This is a genomic window from Bacillus sp. MUM 116 (genome assembly GCF_001866655.1).
Classification (GTDB): Bacteria; Bacillota; Bacilli; order Bacillales; family Cytobacillaceae; genus Neobacillus.
Window position 1 is genome coordinate 30,842 of record NZ_MLYR01000086.1, and the last position, 14,815, is coordinate 45,656.

General features: G+C 39.8%; 17 protein-coding genes. 3 read left to right on the forward strand and 14 right to left on the reverse strand.

The features are described 5' to 3' along the window. Positions 1-48: 48 nt before the first annotated feature. The 8 genes from BIV60_RS19845 to BIV60_RS19880 form a co-directional block, all read right to left on the reverse strand. Complete coding sequence (locus tag BIV60_RS19845) at positions 49-324, reverse strand: iron-sulfur cluster biosynthesis (protein WP_071357446.1); 276 nt, start codon at positions 322-324, stop codon at positions 49-51. Between the two features lie 89 nt (positions 325-413). Beyond that, on the reverse strand, positions 414-1,205 hold the full coding sequence (locus BIV60_RS19850; RefSeq protein WP_071357447.1) for a 2-keto-4-pentenoate hydratase: 792 nt from the start codon (positions 1,203-1,205) through the stop codon (positions 414-416). 110 nt (positions 1,206-1,315) lie between these two features. Further along, complete coding sequence (locus tag BIV60_RS19855) at positions 1,316-2,095, reverse strand: 2-keto-4-pentenoate hydratase (RefSeq protein WP_071357448.1); 780 nt, start codon at positions 2,093-2,095, stop codon at positions 1,316-1,318. 66 nt (positions 2,096-2,161) lie between these two features. Then, positions 2,162-3,631, reverse strand: a complete 1,470-nt coding sequence (locus BIV60_RS19860; protein ID WP_071357449.1) for an aldehyde dehydrogenase — start codon at positions 3,629-3,631, stop codon at positions 2,162-2,164. A gap of 11 nt (positions 3,632-3,642) precedes the next feature. Beyond that, on the reverse strand, positions 3,643-4,092 hold the full coding sequence (locus tag BIV60_RS19865; protein WP_071357450.1) for a RidA family protein: 450 nt from the start codon (positions 4,090-4,092) through the stop codon (positions 3,643-3,645). Beyond that, entirely contained in the window at positions 4,089-5,105 is a 1,017-nt protein-coding gene (locus BIV60_RS19870) for an amidohydrolase family protein (RefSeq protein ID WP_071357451.1), read from the reverse strand. The genes BIV60_RS19865 and BIV60_RS19870 overlap by 4 nt, the downstream gene beginning before the upstream one ends. Next, on the reverse strand, positions 5,090-5,638 hold the full coding sequence (locus tag BIV60_RS19875; RefSeq protein ID WP_071357452.1) for a 3-hydroxyanthranilate 3,4-dioxygenase: 549 nt from the start codon (positions 5,636-5,638) through the stop codon (positions 5,090-5,092). Before BIV60_RS19875 ends, BIV60_RS19870 begins: the two co-directional genes overlap by 16 nt. A gap of 282 nt (positions 5,639-5,920) precedes the next feature. Beyond that, the gene (locus BIV60_RS19880) at positions 5,921-6,667 is read right to left on the reverse strand and encodes an IclR family transcriptional regulator (RefSeq protein ID WP_071357453.1); all 747 of its coding nucleotides are present in this window, start codon (positions 6,665-6,667) and stop codon (positions 5,921-5,923) included. Positions 6,668-7,066: 399 nt separating this feature from the next. Between BIV60_RS19880 and BIV60_RS19885 the strand changes: the two genes are divergently transcribed. Both BIV60_RS19885 and BIV60_RS19890 read left to right on the forward strand, forming a co-directional pair. Further along, complete coding sequence (locus tag BIV60_RS19885; protein ID WP_256218475.1) at positions 7,067-8,512, forward strand: alanine/glycine:cation symporter family protein; 1,446 nt, start codon at positions 7,067-7,069, stop codon at positions 8,510-8,512. 107 nt (positions 8,513-8,619) lie between these two features. Continuing rightward, a complete protein-coding gene (locus tag BIV60_RS19890; protein ID WP_071357454.1) occupies positions 8,620-9,402 on the forward strand; it encodes a gamma-glutamyl-gamma-aminobutyrate hydrolase family protein in 783 nt (260 codons plus the stop codon). A 93-nt stretch (positions 9,403-9,495) separates the two neighbouring features. Here the strand turns inward: BIV60_RS19890 and BIV60_RS19895 are convergent, their stop codons facing one another. The 5 genes from BIV60_RS19895 to BIV60_RS19915 all read right to left on the reverse strand — a co-directional run bounded on the left by BIV60_RS19895 (position 9,496) and on the right by BIV60_RS19915 (position 13,453). Continuing rightward, a complete protein-coding gene (locus BIV60_RS19895; protein ID WP_071357455.1) occupies positions 9,496-10,482 on the reverse strand; it encodes a sensor histidine kinase in 987 nt (328 codons plus the stop codon). Beyond that, entirely contained in the window at positions 10,482-11,150 is a 669-nt protein-coding gene (locus BIV60_RS19900; RefSeq protein WP_071357456.1) for a response regulator transcription factor, read from the reverse strand. Before BIV60_RS19900 ends, BIV60_RS19895 begins: the two co-directional genes overlap by 1 nt. 103 nt (positions 11,151-11,253) lie before the next feature. Continuing rightward, a complete protein-coding gene (locus BIV60_RS19905) occupies positions 11,254-11,976 on the reverse strand; it encodes an amino acid ABC transporter ATP-binding protein (protein WP_071357457.1) in 723 nt (240 codons plus the stop codon). Then, a complete protein-coding gene (locus BIV60_RS19910; protein ID WP_071357458.1) occupies positions 11,973-12,629 on the reverse strand; it encodes an amino acid ABC transporter permease in 657 nt (218 codons plus the stop codon). Before BIV60_RS19910 ends, BIV60_RS19905 begins: the two co-directional genes overlap by 4 nt. A 44-nt stretch (positions 12,630-12,673) precedes the next feature. After that, the gene (locus BIV60_RS19915) at positions 12,674-13,453 is read right to left on the reverse strand and encodes a transporter substrate-binding domain-containing protein (protein WP_071357459.1); all 780 of its coding nucleotides are present in this window, start codon (positions 13,451-13,453) and stop codon (positions 12,674-12,676) included. Between the two features lie 470 nt (positions 13,454-13,923). Between BIV60_RS19915 and BIV60_RS19920 the strand changes: the two genes are divergently transcribed. After that, positions 13,924-14,109: a tautomerase family protein gene (locus tag BIV60_RS19920; protein WP_071357460.1), complete on the forward strand. Its 186-nt coding sequence runs from the start codon at positions 13,924-13,926 to the stop codon at positions 14,107-14,109. Between the two features lie 144 nt (positions 14,110-14,253). Here the strand turns inward: BIV60_RS19920 and BIV60_RS19925 are convergent, their stop codons facing one another. Further along, complete coding sequence (locus BIV60_RS19925; protein ID WP_071357461.1) at positions 14,254-14,781, reverse strand: FAD synthetase; 528 nt, start codon at positions 14,779-14,781, stop codon at positions 14,254-14,256. Positions 14,782-14,815: the final 34 nt, after the last annotated feature.

Consider the following 14,815-nt stretch of genomic DNA (forward strand, 5'->3'; position numbering starts at 1 on the left):
AGAGATTGATAACTTTATAGCCTAAACAGATAAAAAAATAAATCCGAACTAATTTAATACCTCAAATTGTTTATAACCAGTTGTGTCTGGTAAAAAATCTAATGTTTTATGATTAAAATAATGGCATTCACCTTGATCAATGATAAAATGCAGACCATCCAAAATCACTTCTGTATCATTAGGCTGAATCAAATCTTCCAGCGTTAATTTTACTTTCAAGAAACAACTTTTCCGCATCTGTAAGCGGATCATCAATGAGTTTTTATCAGAAGAATTCAATCTATTTTGCAGTTCTGTTTTTGCTGCATTCGTTACCCTAAACATGTAATCACCCTTATAGAAACAACTCCGGAATCATAAAGCAAAGGGACGGTTCTTTCTGCTTCCTTAAAAAGAACAGTCCCCATGCTTCATTACTTGCAATACATTGAAACACTGCCTAAACCTTCGAAATTGGCAATGACTGAGTCTCCTGGTTTAAATGCGATGGCTTCCGACATGGCTCCGCTGAGGATGATATCTCCTTTTTTAAGTCCTCTCCCGCGGGCCCCTAGTTCATTTACCGCCCAGGCGATGGCTGTTGCCGGATGCCCTAATACCGCAGCGCTCGAACCTGTTTGCGCCACTTCACCGTTTTTGGACATCACCATGCCGATGTTTCCTAAATCAATCGCCCCAGGCGCTACCCATTTACTTCCGACTACAAATTTAGCCGAAGAACAATTGTCCGCAATGACATCAACTAATGTAAAGCGAAAATCCTTATACCGGCTGTCAATCACTTCAAGAGCAGGTGCCACATATTTGGTTGCCGCTAACACGTCTTCCTCCGTTATGTTTTCACCTTGTAAATCCTTATCTAGCATAAAGGCAATTTCCGGTTCTACCTTTGGATGGATCAGACCCGAATAGGAAATCCCCTCCCACTCAAAGCCGAGCATATCATGATGCAGGTAACCGTAAATTGCTTCATTCACACCCATCATGACTTGTTTGGCTTTACTTGTTAAGCCTAACTTCAGACCAACTGTTTTCTTTCCGGTTTCCGCTAGTCTGCGGACAAGCAAGCCATCTTGCAGTTCATATGCTTCCTTTACCGTCAACTCAGGATAGTCGTCTGTCACTTTAATAACTTCCCGTGCATCACGCTCTGCAGTATATAAATACTCAATAATTTCTTTATGTTTATCCACTAGTAGAGTCATAATTTATGCCCTCACTTTATTTATTTTCACCCATTCGGCCCCTGCCTATGGCTCATCTCTTTAGTCTGCAGCAGCCTGCATTTTCAAACAAAGAACCCCGTTTAACCCCATTATTCAAAATGAACCATTACGGATCCCAGCCCACCAAAATCGGCCTTAATGGTGTCTCCAGCTTCAACTGGTACAGCTCCGGATAAAGCTCCTGGCAAAATGATTTCATCTTTTTTCAAGGAAATTCCGAATTCATGTAATTTGTTGGCAAGCCAGGCAATCGCATGTGCCGGATGTCCAAGTGCGGCCGCACCCGCGCCTGTTGCCACAAGCTCCTCATTCTTAAATAGCGACATGCCGGCTGCACGCAGGTCCACACCATCAAGTTCGGTGAATTTGTCACCCACCACAACTTTTGCGGATGAGCCATTATCTGCTACTGTATCGATTAATTTAATCTTCCAATCCTTCACACGGCTGTCAATGATTTCAATCGTCGGGACAACATATTTTGTCGCCATGATCACGTCTAAAAAAGTAATATTGGGTCCTACTAAATCCTCCGCCAGCACAAAACCGATCTCGGCTTCAATCTTTGGCGAAATCAACGAATCAACCTTTACGGCTTCCCCATTCTCCACACGCATATCATCCAGCAAATGACCGTAATCCGGTTCATTCACATTCAGCATTTTTTGCATCGCCGTACTTGTTAATCCTACCTTTTTCCCAATAATCTTTTTCCCTTGTGCAAGCTTTACATTTACGGCCTCCAGCTGAATCTGATAGGCATCCTCCACCGTTAAATGCTCATCGCGTTCAGTCAAGGCAGGGACCGCTACCCTTGTTTCCTCCGCTTTTAACAGTTCATGGGCAAAATCAATCGTTCGTACTGCCACTCGAAAAACCTCCTTAAGAAGCAATGAACAAAAGGCGAACAAGGTGCCACCTTTCGTTTATCTTCTTTATTTTTTCATTGTGATTGTTTTCGCTTCCGTATAGAAGTCGAAACTGTGACGGCCGCCTTCTCGGCCGATGCCGCTCGCTTTTGCACCGCCAAATGGTGTGCGCAAGTCACGGACATACCAGCAATTCACCCATAATAATCCGGAGAAGACTTGAGATGTCACGCGATGAGCGCGCCTTAAATCATTTGTCCAAACAACCCCGGCCAAACCGTAGATGGAATCATTGGCAATTTGGATTGCTTCTTCTTCTGTCTTAAATGGAATGATCACTGGGACAGGACCAAAGATTTCTTCCTGCGCAACCCGCATTTTATTATTCACATCATAAAGAACAGTCGGTTCATAGAAGTTTCCTTCCAAAAGATTCGAGACTCTCTTACCGCCGGTTGCAAGTTTTGCACCCTCAGATAACCCAATTTGCACGTATTCATCAACTGATTGTAAATGACCCTCAGACACGAGCGCTCCCATATCTGTCGACTCATCAGTTGGATCCCCAACTTTTATTTTCTTAACTGCTGCAACGAACTTATCTAAGAACTGATCGTAAACACTTTCTTGAACAAGGATTCGGGAGCCGGCTAAACAAATTTCTCCTTGGTTACGGAAAATTGCTTCCATCGAACCGGCAACTGCTTCGTCTAAATCAGCATCTTCAAAGACAATATTTGCCGATTTGCCTCCAAGTTCAAGTGAAACAGGAATTAGGTTTTCAGCTGCATTACGCATGACGGTTTTCCCTGTATTCGACTCACCGACAAAAGAAATTCTCCGAACGAATGGATGGGACGCCATCACATTACCAACTGATCCCCCTGGACCAGTAATGATATTCAGGACACCAGGCGGTAATCCAGCTTCATTCGCAATCTCACCAAGTAAAACTGCACTTAATGGTGTATAAGAAGCCGGTTTAACCACAACAGTGTTTCCCGCCGCCAAAGCGGCAGATGCTTTCCAAGTCATTTGCATAAACGGCAGGTTCCACGGGATGATTAAGCTAGTGACTCCTGCAGGCGCATACTGAACATATGACATATGGCCACTCATATCAAAATGCTCGTGTACCATGTATTTCGCCATTTCAGCGAAGAAGCGGAAGTTCTGAGCGGCGCGAGGAATATCAAACCCGCGGCTTTCCTTAATCGGTTTCCCTACGTCCAATGTTTCGATCATTGCCAGCCGATCGACATTTTCCATGATTAAATCTGCCATCCTGCAGAGGATCTTTGATCTTTCTTCTACAGGCATATTACTCCAAACGCCGCTTGCAAATGTACGATGGGCTGTCTCGATGGCAAGCTTTGCATCCTCTTGCCCGCCATTTGCGACGGAAGCATGCTTCTGATTTGTCGCTGGGTTAAGGGAATCAAACGTTTCCCCCGAGAGAGCATCCCGATACTCTCCATTGATAAACAGTTTCGCATCTTGAATGATGGTATTCTCAACAACTAACCCCTTTGCCACATCTATTCCCCCTACTCCTGAATCTCAAGAATCATTTCAATTTCTATTGCTGTATTATTCGGCAATTGGGCCATTCCCACCGCTGAGCGCCCATGCTTCCCTTTTTCTCCAAAAACCTTCATGATCAGATCTGATGCACCGTTCATGACTTTCGGCTGGTCTGTAAACTCTTCCGTACTATTGACCATCCCGAGTACTTTAACGAACTGCTTTACCTTGCTTAATTCACCAATTTCGTTTTTCACAACACTTAAAAGGTTCAGCATCGATTGTTGTGCAGCTAAATAGCCTTCTTCTATTGTTAAATCTCTTCCCAGTTTGCCGTGGTATTGATCCACACCTTGCCCTGCGGTAAACAGCAGATTCCCCGTTCTGACACAACCCACATAATCCCCATGTGCAGGTCGTAATGGCGGCAATTCCAACCCTAATTCTGCCAGCTTTTCTTCTGGTGTACTCATGCTTTAACCTCTTCCTTTATTTCAATATTTAGAAAGGCAAGTGCATTTCTGCCTAAAATATCCTGTTTTTGCTCTTCTGTAAGCTCCACAGTTTGATCAACAACTTCTCCAGGCGGGATCTCCCTTAATAAAAACGGATAATCAGATCCCATGACAATTTTTTCATGGCCAAAACGGTCGGCCAAATATTTAATGTTCAATGGATCATAATTCAACGAATCAAAATAAAAGTTTTTCGCATAGTGGCTTGGCGGCTTGCTTATGACTCTTAAATGCGGCCATACCTTCCATCCTTGATCAAGGCGCGGTAAGATATAAGGGAATGACCCGCCTCCATGGGCGAAACAAACTTTTAGTCTAGGATACTTCTCAATCACACCGCCGCAGATTAAACTAGCAGCAGCAAGAGCTGTTTCACTCGGCATGCCGACGGTGTACATGAAATTATGGCGCGGCATCCGCTCTCTGCCTAATGTTTCCCATGGGTGTACAAACAACGGAACTTCCCATTTTTCCGCCATTTCGAAGAACTTCGTAAAGTCTGGATCATCTAAGTTTTTCCCATTCACATTTGTCCCAATTTCGATTCCCTTTAAGCCAAGCTCATGAATGCATCGATCCATTTCGCGAATAGAAGCTTCCACATCCTGCATTGGAACCGTACCCAAACCGACAAAACGGTCAGGATACTGTTTTACAGTTTCCGCGATAAAATCATTCTGGATTTTTGACATTTCTTCTGCAGCCTTCGGGTCGGCCCAGTAAGAGAATGTAACCGGAATCGGTGACAATACCTGGATATCGACACCTTCTTCATCCATATCCTTGATTCTCTTTTCAGGATCCCATACCTGATCCGTTACTTCGCGGAACACCTTTCCGGCCACCATAATATTTGCCCCGCAGGAACATGTTTTCTCGAGGGTCGGCCAGCGTTCGCCGCCAAATTTTTCTGCGAAGTTGGGAATATGTTCTGGAATGATGTGTGTATGAAAATCTACTCGCATTTCCATAACCCTACTTCCTCAGACATGATGTGCCCGCATTTTTCACATGTACGAAGATCAAGGCTGTCATTGAATTCTTCAATTGCTCCTTTCACCTGCGTTTCAATATCTGATAATTGCACGGTCTTCCGGTGCATTTCATTGTCACAGCTGTCACAGAACCAAACAAAATCCTCCAGTTCTCCTAGATCACGCTTCCGTTCGATAACTAGGCCATAGGTATCCGCAACACGGTGTGGGGAATGCGGAACATTCGCAGGCAGCATGAAAACTTCCCCTTCTTTCACTGTTACCACTTCACGTTTTCCATTGTTAATGACTTCTACAAAGCAATCGCCTTTGATCTGATAAAAGAACTCATCTGAAGGATCAACATGGAAATCGCGGCGTTTGTTCGGTCCGCCAAGAATCATACAAATAAATTCGGAGTCTTCCCAAAGCACCTTATTGTTTACCGGCGGCTTAAGCTGATCCTTATTTTCCCCAATCCATTTCAATAGGTTAAACGCTTTCAAATTTGTCATAGTAGATTTTGTCATTTTTACATTTCCTCCAATTTTTCATTTATTTTGGATAGCTATAACTCTAGGGGCTTACTTGATTTGTACTACCAATATAGTAAAAAGCCGCTTTTGGTGAAATCGAGTTTTTTCATAATGTGAAATTGGTTTAATTTTTTAAAAATTATTTTTATTTTGATTTTAAAATCCAGCTAAAATAAAAAGCCCTTTTAACGGACTGTAAGGACAATTCCTTTTCAGACCAGTAAAAGGACTCATTTGTAAGATTGAAACTTTCGCTTTATCTTTAATTAAGATTGATTAAATCTCAATATAACCTAATTCCTTTGAAATAGATTGGGCTGTGCTCTTTACACTTCGAATCATCATGTCACGATTACCGCTTTGCATATAGGATGGATATCCGACTATATTTACCGCTGCGATAATTTCACCTGAATAGGAAAAAATCGGTGCCGCAATCCCGTACATTCCATCAGAATTTTCATGATTGCTGATCGAATAGCCATTTTTGCGAATCTCCGCTAACTCTTCTTTCAATCGATTTATATCGGTAATCGTATTAGGAGCCTCATATGACAATCCTCTATCGATTGTCTCTTGCAAATAAGCTAAATTATAAGCCAGCAGCACTTTTCCCGAGCTGGTAGCATAGGCTGGTTTCCTTGATCCGACATACGTTTGAATCGGTGTTGATTCCTCAGAAGACACCCTTAATACAAATACTACAGTCCCTTTATCAAACATCGCAATATGGACGGTTCCTCTGAATTTTTGAATCAATTCCTTCACTAAGGGCATCGCCTTTTCGTAAACATCCTGCTGAAACATCACGTGATTATTCCATTCTAGCACTCTCCAGCCTAGCCGATATTTTTTACTACTATCCTTCATAAGTACACCTTCATTACATAATGTGGTGACAATGTGATGGGTGGTACTAACATTGATCCCCAGTTTGTCAGCAATCATGCCAATCCCTTGGGCAGGCTCCTCATTGGAAAAACAACTAATAATTTGACAAGCCTTTCTTACAGACTCAATCATAGAAGAAACCTCCCTCAATAAGAGAATAATTAACGAAATAATTCGAAAATTATCTTCGGATTTATTATAGTTGAGTCTTATAGAGGAAGCAAGGGGACGGTCTGTGGTCCCTCGAAAAGAGAACAAACGCTGCACTCCCGGCGACGATATGAGTATAAAAAACTACTAACCAAGGTTTGTTAACGCTTTACTTCGCCACCGTCTAATATGGAAATACTCAGAAAAACTTCTGTTTCTTACAAATTGACAAGTTATAAACAATCTTATACCAGCTCTTAAAAAACCCTTTTTCTAAATTTAAGTCATATGTGATAATAATAATAACTTAAACCAACATTTAGTGATTATTTTTCCAATTTTCCTTGGTTAGAGCAGAATAAGTAGAAAGGAGAGGCACTCTTGCAAGAGAAAATAATAGAATCGATCATGCAGGTTTTATGGGATGCACCCTTAATTTTTGCCATTCTCTTAACAGGATTTTACTTTACAATTGAAAACAGATTTTTTCAGATAAGATATCCTAGACACCTTTTCCGTAAAATCTTAGAAAGCATAATGGTTAAAAAGGATAAAGACTCGAAAGGATCACTTTTTTCCTTCGAAGCTGCGAATATAGCCATTGGAAGTACGGTTGGAATTGGAAGCATAGGAGGGGTCGCCACAGCTATAGCCATCGGCGGCCCAGGAGCTGTTTTTTGGATGTGGATCGCAGCGTTTGTTGGGATGATCATTAAGACAGCGGAAATTACGCTAGCAATTTATTATCGAGATTCGGATGAGGAAGGGAATGTGTATGGAGGGCCCATCCAGTATATTGAAAAAGGAATCGGTGAAGAGATGAACTTCAAGTGGTGGGCTTTTCCCGCAGTTTTATTTGGGATATGCCTTATATCAACGATCTTCATTTCCATCCAGAACTATATTGCTTCCAACGCGATTAGTATAACGTTTAAGCAAAACATATTCGCTGTTTCATTGACCTATGCAATATTGGTATTTTTCATGACCAGGTATGGCATTACCTTTTTAGGTAAGATATCAAAAATAATCGTCCCTATTATGACACTATCTTATATCGTTTTAGGACTCATCATTCTATCCATTAATATTGATCAAATTATACCTTTGTTCGAATATATTGTAAAAAATGCCTTTTTAGGGACTTCAGCTCTAGGCGGATTTGCGGGAGCAACCATATCTCACGCCATTACAGCGGGTGTTTCTCAAGCTGTTTACAGCAGCGAATTTGGTTGGGGGACTTCGCCAATGATCCACTCTACAGCAAAGGTAAATCATCCCGTTAAACAGGGACTATGGGGAGGAGTAGAAGTCTTTTTAACAACCATCGTCATTTGCAGTATTACTGCATTTGTAATCCTTTTATCTGGGAAATGGACTTCTGTAGGCTCAGGGATAGATTTAGCCTTGCAGTCCTTTGAATCCATACTTGGGATTTCAGGTAAATACATCATTACCATTATACTTTTTTTCTTCGCTCTCACTACATCAACTGGTTGGTATTCTTATAGCGAAATTATCATAAGAAATTTATTGAAAAAGAAACCTAATTTAAAAAATACTATATTAAAATACCTAAAAGTTTTTTACGCGTTTCCCGAATTCCTTTTTGTCGTTTATGTAACAACCTTTCATTTGCCTGATAAATATGTTTGGTTCATGACAGAAATAACCGTTGCCATTCCTACCATTATAAATATCTTTGCACTGTTAATTTTGAGTAATAAGTTTAAAAAGTTATTGTCAGACTACAAAATGAGATATTTGAAAATTGGGAAAACCGATGAAGAGGATCTTTTTTACGAAAAGAAAAGGGAACCCATGTGACAATCATTTAAATTACGGTTAATTTCACATATTTCTTTGATTTTTCTCCCGAATTTTTCACCTACAATAGCCGGTAAAAGATTGGGTGATGAAGGAGGAATAAAACAATGAAACCTCTCATTGGATTTACAACTTATTATGTCAGTACGGAAGATAAGCAAATAAAGTTTGATGTCCCTCAAGATCATTTCATGTCAGCCCTTGATGATCCTCTTAGTATCCAAAAATCAGGTGGTATTCCGATTGCCATTCCTGTTATCGATGATGAGGAGTATATCGATTCGATCCTAGATACTGTAGACGGTCTTTTGCTCACGGGGGGAAGTGACTTGAGTCCGCACTTCTTTGGACAACCATTTAAAAAAGGGCTTGGAAGAATTGTTCTGATCAGGGATCAATTCGAAATGAAGTTGATTGACAAAGCCATACGCAAGCAGCTGCCGATTTTGGGAATTTGCCGTGGGCTTCAACTCCTTAACGTCTATTTTGGAGGAACGTTAATCCAAGATATGGATCTGTACTGCCAAACAGACATCAACCATTCGGGATCAGGCTATACGTCACCAAAATCAAGCATTGCACACAAGGTGAGCTTCCCCAAAGATTCCATTTTTTATCGTTGTTTCGGAAAGGATCAACTGGAGGTAAACAGTATCCATCACCAAGTGGTTGACGTTCTTGGCGATGGACTTGAAATTGCGGCGATATCTGAAGACGGTATGATTGAAGGAATCGTTCATAAAGATTATCCTTTTATCGCTGCTGTACAGTGGCATCCCGAGATGATGTTTGAAGTACATTTGGAGCAGTTAAAAGTCTTTGAAATGTTTGTAAACCACATTAAAGATCATGAAAAACCCAACAAACAGAAAGAAAATTTGATCGTGTAAATAACGGAAGAGGCCCTAATTTCAATAGAAAAGGGCCTCTTTTTTTGGCTTGTAAGAAAAAGAGGCTCACCATTATTTTGGGAACCCCTTTATTTATATGGGGAGAAGTACATTAAAAACGACCACCGAACCTGCATTTTCAACATGTACATCTCCGTTATGAAACTGAATAATTTTCTTCGTAATGAATAATCCAAGGCCAAATTTACCATTTTTCCCTTTGTGAAAATGATTAAATAATTGCTTCAAAGTTTCACTCTCAATTGGAGGACCATCATTTTGAAATGAGATTTCTACAAATTCCTTATCTTTATGTTTAACGATGTTTGTTGATAGCCAAATGGTTGATGAAGCATATCGAACATTGTTTTCAAGGATGTTTTCAAAAGCAACGATCAATTCCTCTTCATCCCCAAAAATCTCTACATCCCGTAATGTAGTACTGAACTTTATACGATTTTGATTAAGCGAGAACCTCAGGATAATATCTTTTAATGTAGAACTGAGGTTGATTTGTTTGAAGTCGTTTTTTCTTGGCAAAATATAGTCAAGACTATTTAGGTACAATAGTTTTTCCACTTTATTTTCTAGATTTGCAGCTTCTTTTATGATTACGGAAACCGTATCTTCAAATGAATTATGGAGATAAACTTTATCCTGCAAAGCCTGTGCATAGCTTCTAATAACCATGATTGGTGTTTTAAGATCATGCGAAACACTCTGTAAAAAGATTTCTTCTTCCATTTCCATTTTTTTTAGCGATTCTTGCATCATATTAATGGATGATGCTAATCTACCAAATTCATCTCCCCGATCTAAATGGATCGGTTCACCCCATTCTTTGTTTGCGATTTTCTTTACCCTTTTTTCTAAATAACGTAAAGGCTCCGTGATTTTATTCGAGATGACTTTAGCAATGCAAATATTTAGGATTGATAAAATAATAAGAAATCGAATTAAATTTTTCACCAAATCAATAGATAAATAGTTAACGAGCACAAGAGTGATGATGATGGTAATAGTGACAAGAAAGGCTGTCATTATTACCCAAATTTGCAATCCAAAGGGTTTATCTTTCATTATTTCACCAACCGATATCCATAACCGTAAACGGTTTCAATGGGAAGATTCGGTGCTTTTTTCCGTAAGCGGCGTATGGTGTCATCAACGACACGGTCTGAGCCGAAATAATTCTTGTCCCAGAGTCGATTAAGAATTTGTTCTCTTGTAAAAATCTGATTTGAATTGTCTATAAAAAACAACAATAATTCAAATTCCTTACTAGATAATGATAAAGAAACATCATCATTGGAAATCGTATGATTTTCACGGTTTATGATGTAGTTATTAATTTTAATGATCTTATGATACGTGTGCTTCGCACCGTAAGTTAGTTCGATTAATTTATTTGTTTTAATGACCAATTCTCTAGGGAGAAACGGTTTTGAAATATAGTCGTCACATCCCAGCTCAAGGCCTACCACCCGATCAATCTCTTGATTTTTGGCAGAAATGAATATGATTGGAATATGCGGATGTACATTTTTAATCTCTTTAAACAGCGTATAACCATTCGTATCTGGCAGCATAATATCTAGGATCCATAAGTCAGGAGTAGAAAGGAGTTTGTGCTGGGCGGATTGTCCATCAAGAAATCCTTCTACGAGATAGCCTTCATTTTCTAAATATTTCTTCAAAATTGAGTTTAAATCCTCATTATCCTCAACTAAATTAATCGTATAAGGCATGTTTACCGCTCCTTCGTACTACATGATTTTTTATTATACAAGAAAATGATGTAAAAAATCCTCTGAATTCTCAGAATTCAGAGGGAATGAGTAGAGAAGCTATTTACAAAACCATCTTCAAAAACTCTTGTGTTCTTTTTTGTTTTGCGTGCAAAAACAATTCATCGGGCCTGCCTTCTTCCAAAATGGTCCCGTGATCCATAAATAAAATACGGTCTGCAACTTCCCTGGCAAAACCCATTTCATGTGTTACGATAATCATTGTCATTCCTTCCCTGGCTAAATCCTTCATGACTTGTAAAACCTCTCCCACCATTTCCGGATCGAGAGCGGATGTGGGTTCATCGAAAAGTATGACCTTGGGTTCCATAGCCAAGGATCTTGCGATGGCGACTCTTTGCTGCTGTCCTCCGGAAAGACTGCGGGGATATTGGTGGGCTTTTTCGGATAAGCCTACTTTTCCCAGCAGTTTCATTCCATGTTCTTCTGCTTTCCCTTTGCTATATTTTTTTATTTTTAAAAGGGCCATCGTAATATTTTCAAGTGCTGTTTTATGGGGGAATAAGTTAAAGTGCTGAAATACCATCCCGACGTTTTGCCGAATCTTGTTTATGTCTGTTTGCTTATCCATGATGTTTTTACTGTCAATCCATATTTCCCCTGCAGTCGGTTCTTCTAGCCTATTTAAACAACGTAAAAAAGTAGATTTCCCAGAACCAGAAGGCCCAATAATGCAGACAACCTCTTGTTTGTTAATCTCGATATTAATACTTTTAAGAACTTCTAAACTTCCAAACGATTTCGATAAACGGTTCACTTTAATCATCCTGTAGACAACCGCCCTTCCAGCCAATGTGAAAACCAGGTAAGCAAATTGATGACAATCCAATACATTACTCCGACAACAGCTAAAAATTCAAATGCCTTGAAATTAACTGCATAGATTGTTTGAGCCGAATACGTAAGCTCTGCTATACCAATAGTAGCTAGAAGTGAGGTATCTTTAATACTTATGATAAACTGATTGACAAAAGTAGGGATCATCCGTTTGACCGCTTGTGGCAAAATGATATAACTCATTGTTTGTCCATGCGTAAAACCAAGAGCCCTCCCAGCCTCTGATTGTCCTCTGTCAATCGATTCAATTCCGGCACGGAATATTTCAACCAGATAGGCACCCGCATGAAGACTGAGCACAAAAACCCCAGCCGTGATGGGACTTGTTGCCCGACCAAAGAGAATCGGGAACAAGCCAAAATAGAAGAAAATGATTTGCACATAAAGAGGAGTACCTCTTATAATACTGACATAAACTTTAGCCAAAACTTGCAAGTATTTTATTCGTGATACACGCATGATTCCAAATATAAGACCAAGGATGGTCGCTAACAATAGGGATAAAAAAGCTAGTTCGATGGTTTCCAGAGCTCCACGCAGAAGGATTGGCATCGATTCCTCAATTAATTTTAAAGTTTCCATTTTTATAGTTCCTTTTCTAGTAAAATGGGGTCAGGAAGTTGTTTTTACTTTTTACCAAAATATTTATCATAAATGGTTTGATATTCACCGTCTTTTTTCATTTCTTTCAAGCTCTTATTGAATCCCTTAAGTAGTTCATCATTGCCTTTGGTGATAGCGATTCCATAGTCTTCACCGGTTAATTTATCGCCGATAATCTTCAAGTTCCCGGCAGTACCCGAATTAATTTTCTCTAATACAAATGGGAAATCATTGATGAGGGCATCAGACCCACCTGTTTCTACATCCATATAAAGGGTCGGTTCATCCTCCAAAATTTTCACTTTTGCTCCATACTCTTTAGCCAATTGATTTGCCTTTTCAAGACCAGATGTCCCTTGCTTCGCAACAATGGTTTTACCTTTCAAATCCTGTAATCCCTTGATGGGGCTGTCCTTTTTTACAACAAGCACCAGTCCGGATTTAAAATAAGGATCCGTAAAATCCGTGACTGCTTTGCGGTCATCCCGGATCGTAATTGCAGCAGCAGCACCATCAATTTGTTTAGATTGAAGCGCAGGAATAATACCGCTAAACTTCATCTCTTTCCACTCAACCTTTAAATGTTCCTTTTTCGCAAGCGCTTCCACAATTTCAACATCAAACCCTGTTAATTTTCCATTATCTTTAGCACTAAAAGCACCACCGTCCGGAGCAGTTGCAAACACTACGGTTTTATTGTTACTCCCCCCTTTGGAGCCATTCGTCTCCTTTGAGGCACAGCCCGCAGAACCAATAACCACCAAACTCGTAATAAGCAAAAATACCAATTTTTTTAGAATCATTATAAAAACTCCTTTCCTATCAAAGTATTTTTCCGATTAATATAAATATTAAAAAAATAATTTAAGAACAATATCAAAGAAAGATGTGAAATTTTGTGAATATTATGTTTCCTTCCCCATCCCAACTTTTGATAAATTTAGGGTAATTTTAACTAGTCCGTGGATATGGGATTAAGCGTATCGGGAAACCAATTTTCTTTAAAGTTCTTGTGAATTTTTGGATACATCTAATCAGCATGGGGAATATAACCATATTTTAAAACATTGAGATTAGATGAAAAGAAAAAAGGTAAAAAAGAAAACCGGCTTGGCTTCCACAATTTTCTCCTTACCTCTGCCCCTTTTATGATCCTGTTAATCTTTAAAGTTGACTAAAAATCATTTGACTTTACCTGTTGTTTTCATTTTATAATGAATTAAATTTACTAAAATAGCATTCGGTATGACAGAGAAGGATTGAAGGTGAAAAAATGCCAGTTGTTCAAATTACACTAGTAAAGGGCCGTGAAAGTGAAATGATTGAAACCTGTATCAAAAATGTTGCCCTGACAGTTTCAGAGAGCCTGAATGCCCCTATCGATTCGGTTCGAGTAATAGTAAATGAAGTTCCTGCAAACTATTTTGCAGTCGGCACCAAGCTAAAAAGTGAGAAGTAAACTCCTTTTTTTCTCCAATGACCTTTAAACCAACCTTGAAATGCTAAAAAGGCACAGCTTAGCTTATATTTTCGCTAGCTGTGCCTTTTAGCATTCAAATTTCCAATTGCCTGCTTTTCCCCATGCAAAGGATGAACTCTCCCCTTACGTCCATCCAAGAAGCGGGACCGCCTGCTCCTGTTTTCCCTGTAAAATAAGTTCTCTAATTCTAGTAGAAGATATCCTTTCCCCATCTGTGCTGCAAATTGGGTTGATAGGTTGGACCGGGAAATGTTCTTTTAATAATTGAACATCTCCCGCACGTTTATGGCCGAATCGAAAATCATCCCCAACGAAAATTTTTACAGGGTTCAGTAACGATAACTCTTCAAGAAAATCATCGGCTGTCCGCTGAAGGTATTTTTCATTAAACTGTGCAAGCACGGTATGCTCTACCCCTAAACTTTTTATTAGTTGCATCTTTTTCTCCGGGTGAGTCAATACTTTCGCACCTTGAAAATAAGAACGCGGGGGCGGATAAAATGTATAAACGACACTTGGCAACCCTTCCACTTGGCTGGCTTTTACCATCTCCCGGAGGACGGACTGATGGCCGCGATGTACTCCATCGAATGCACCTATCGCAATGACCGAGCCATTTAACTTTAGCCCTTCAGTCTGATGGATTTTCATTCAAAAACCTCCTCACGCTCGAATGATTATAGTG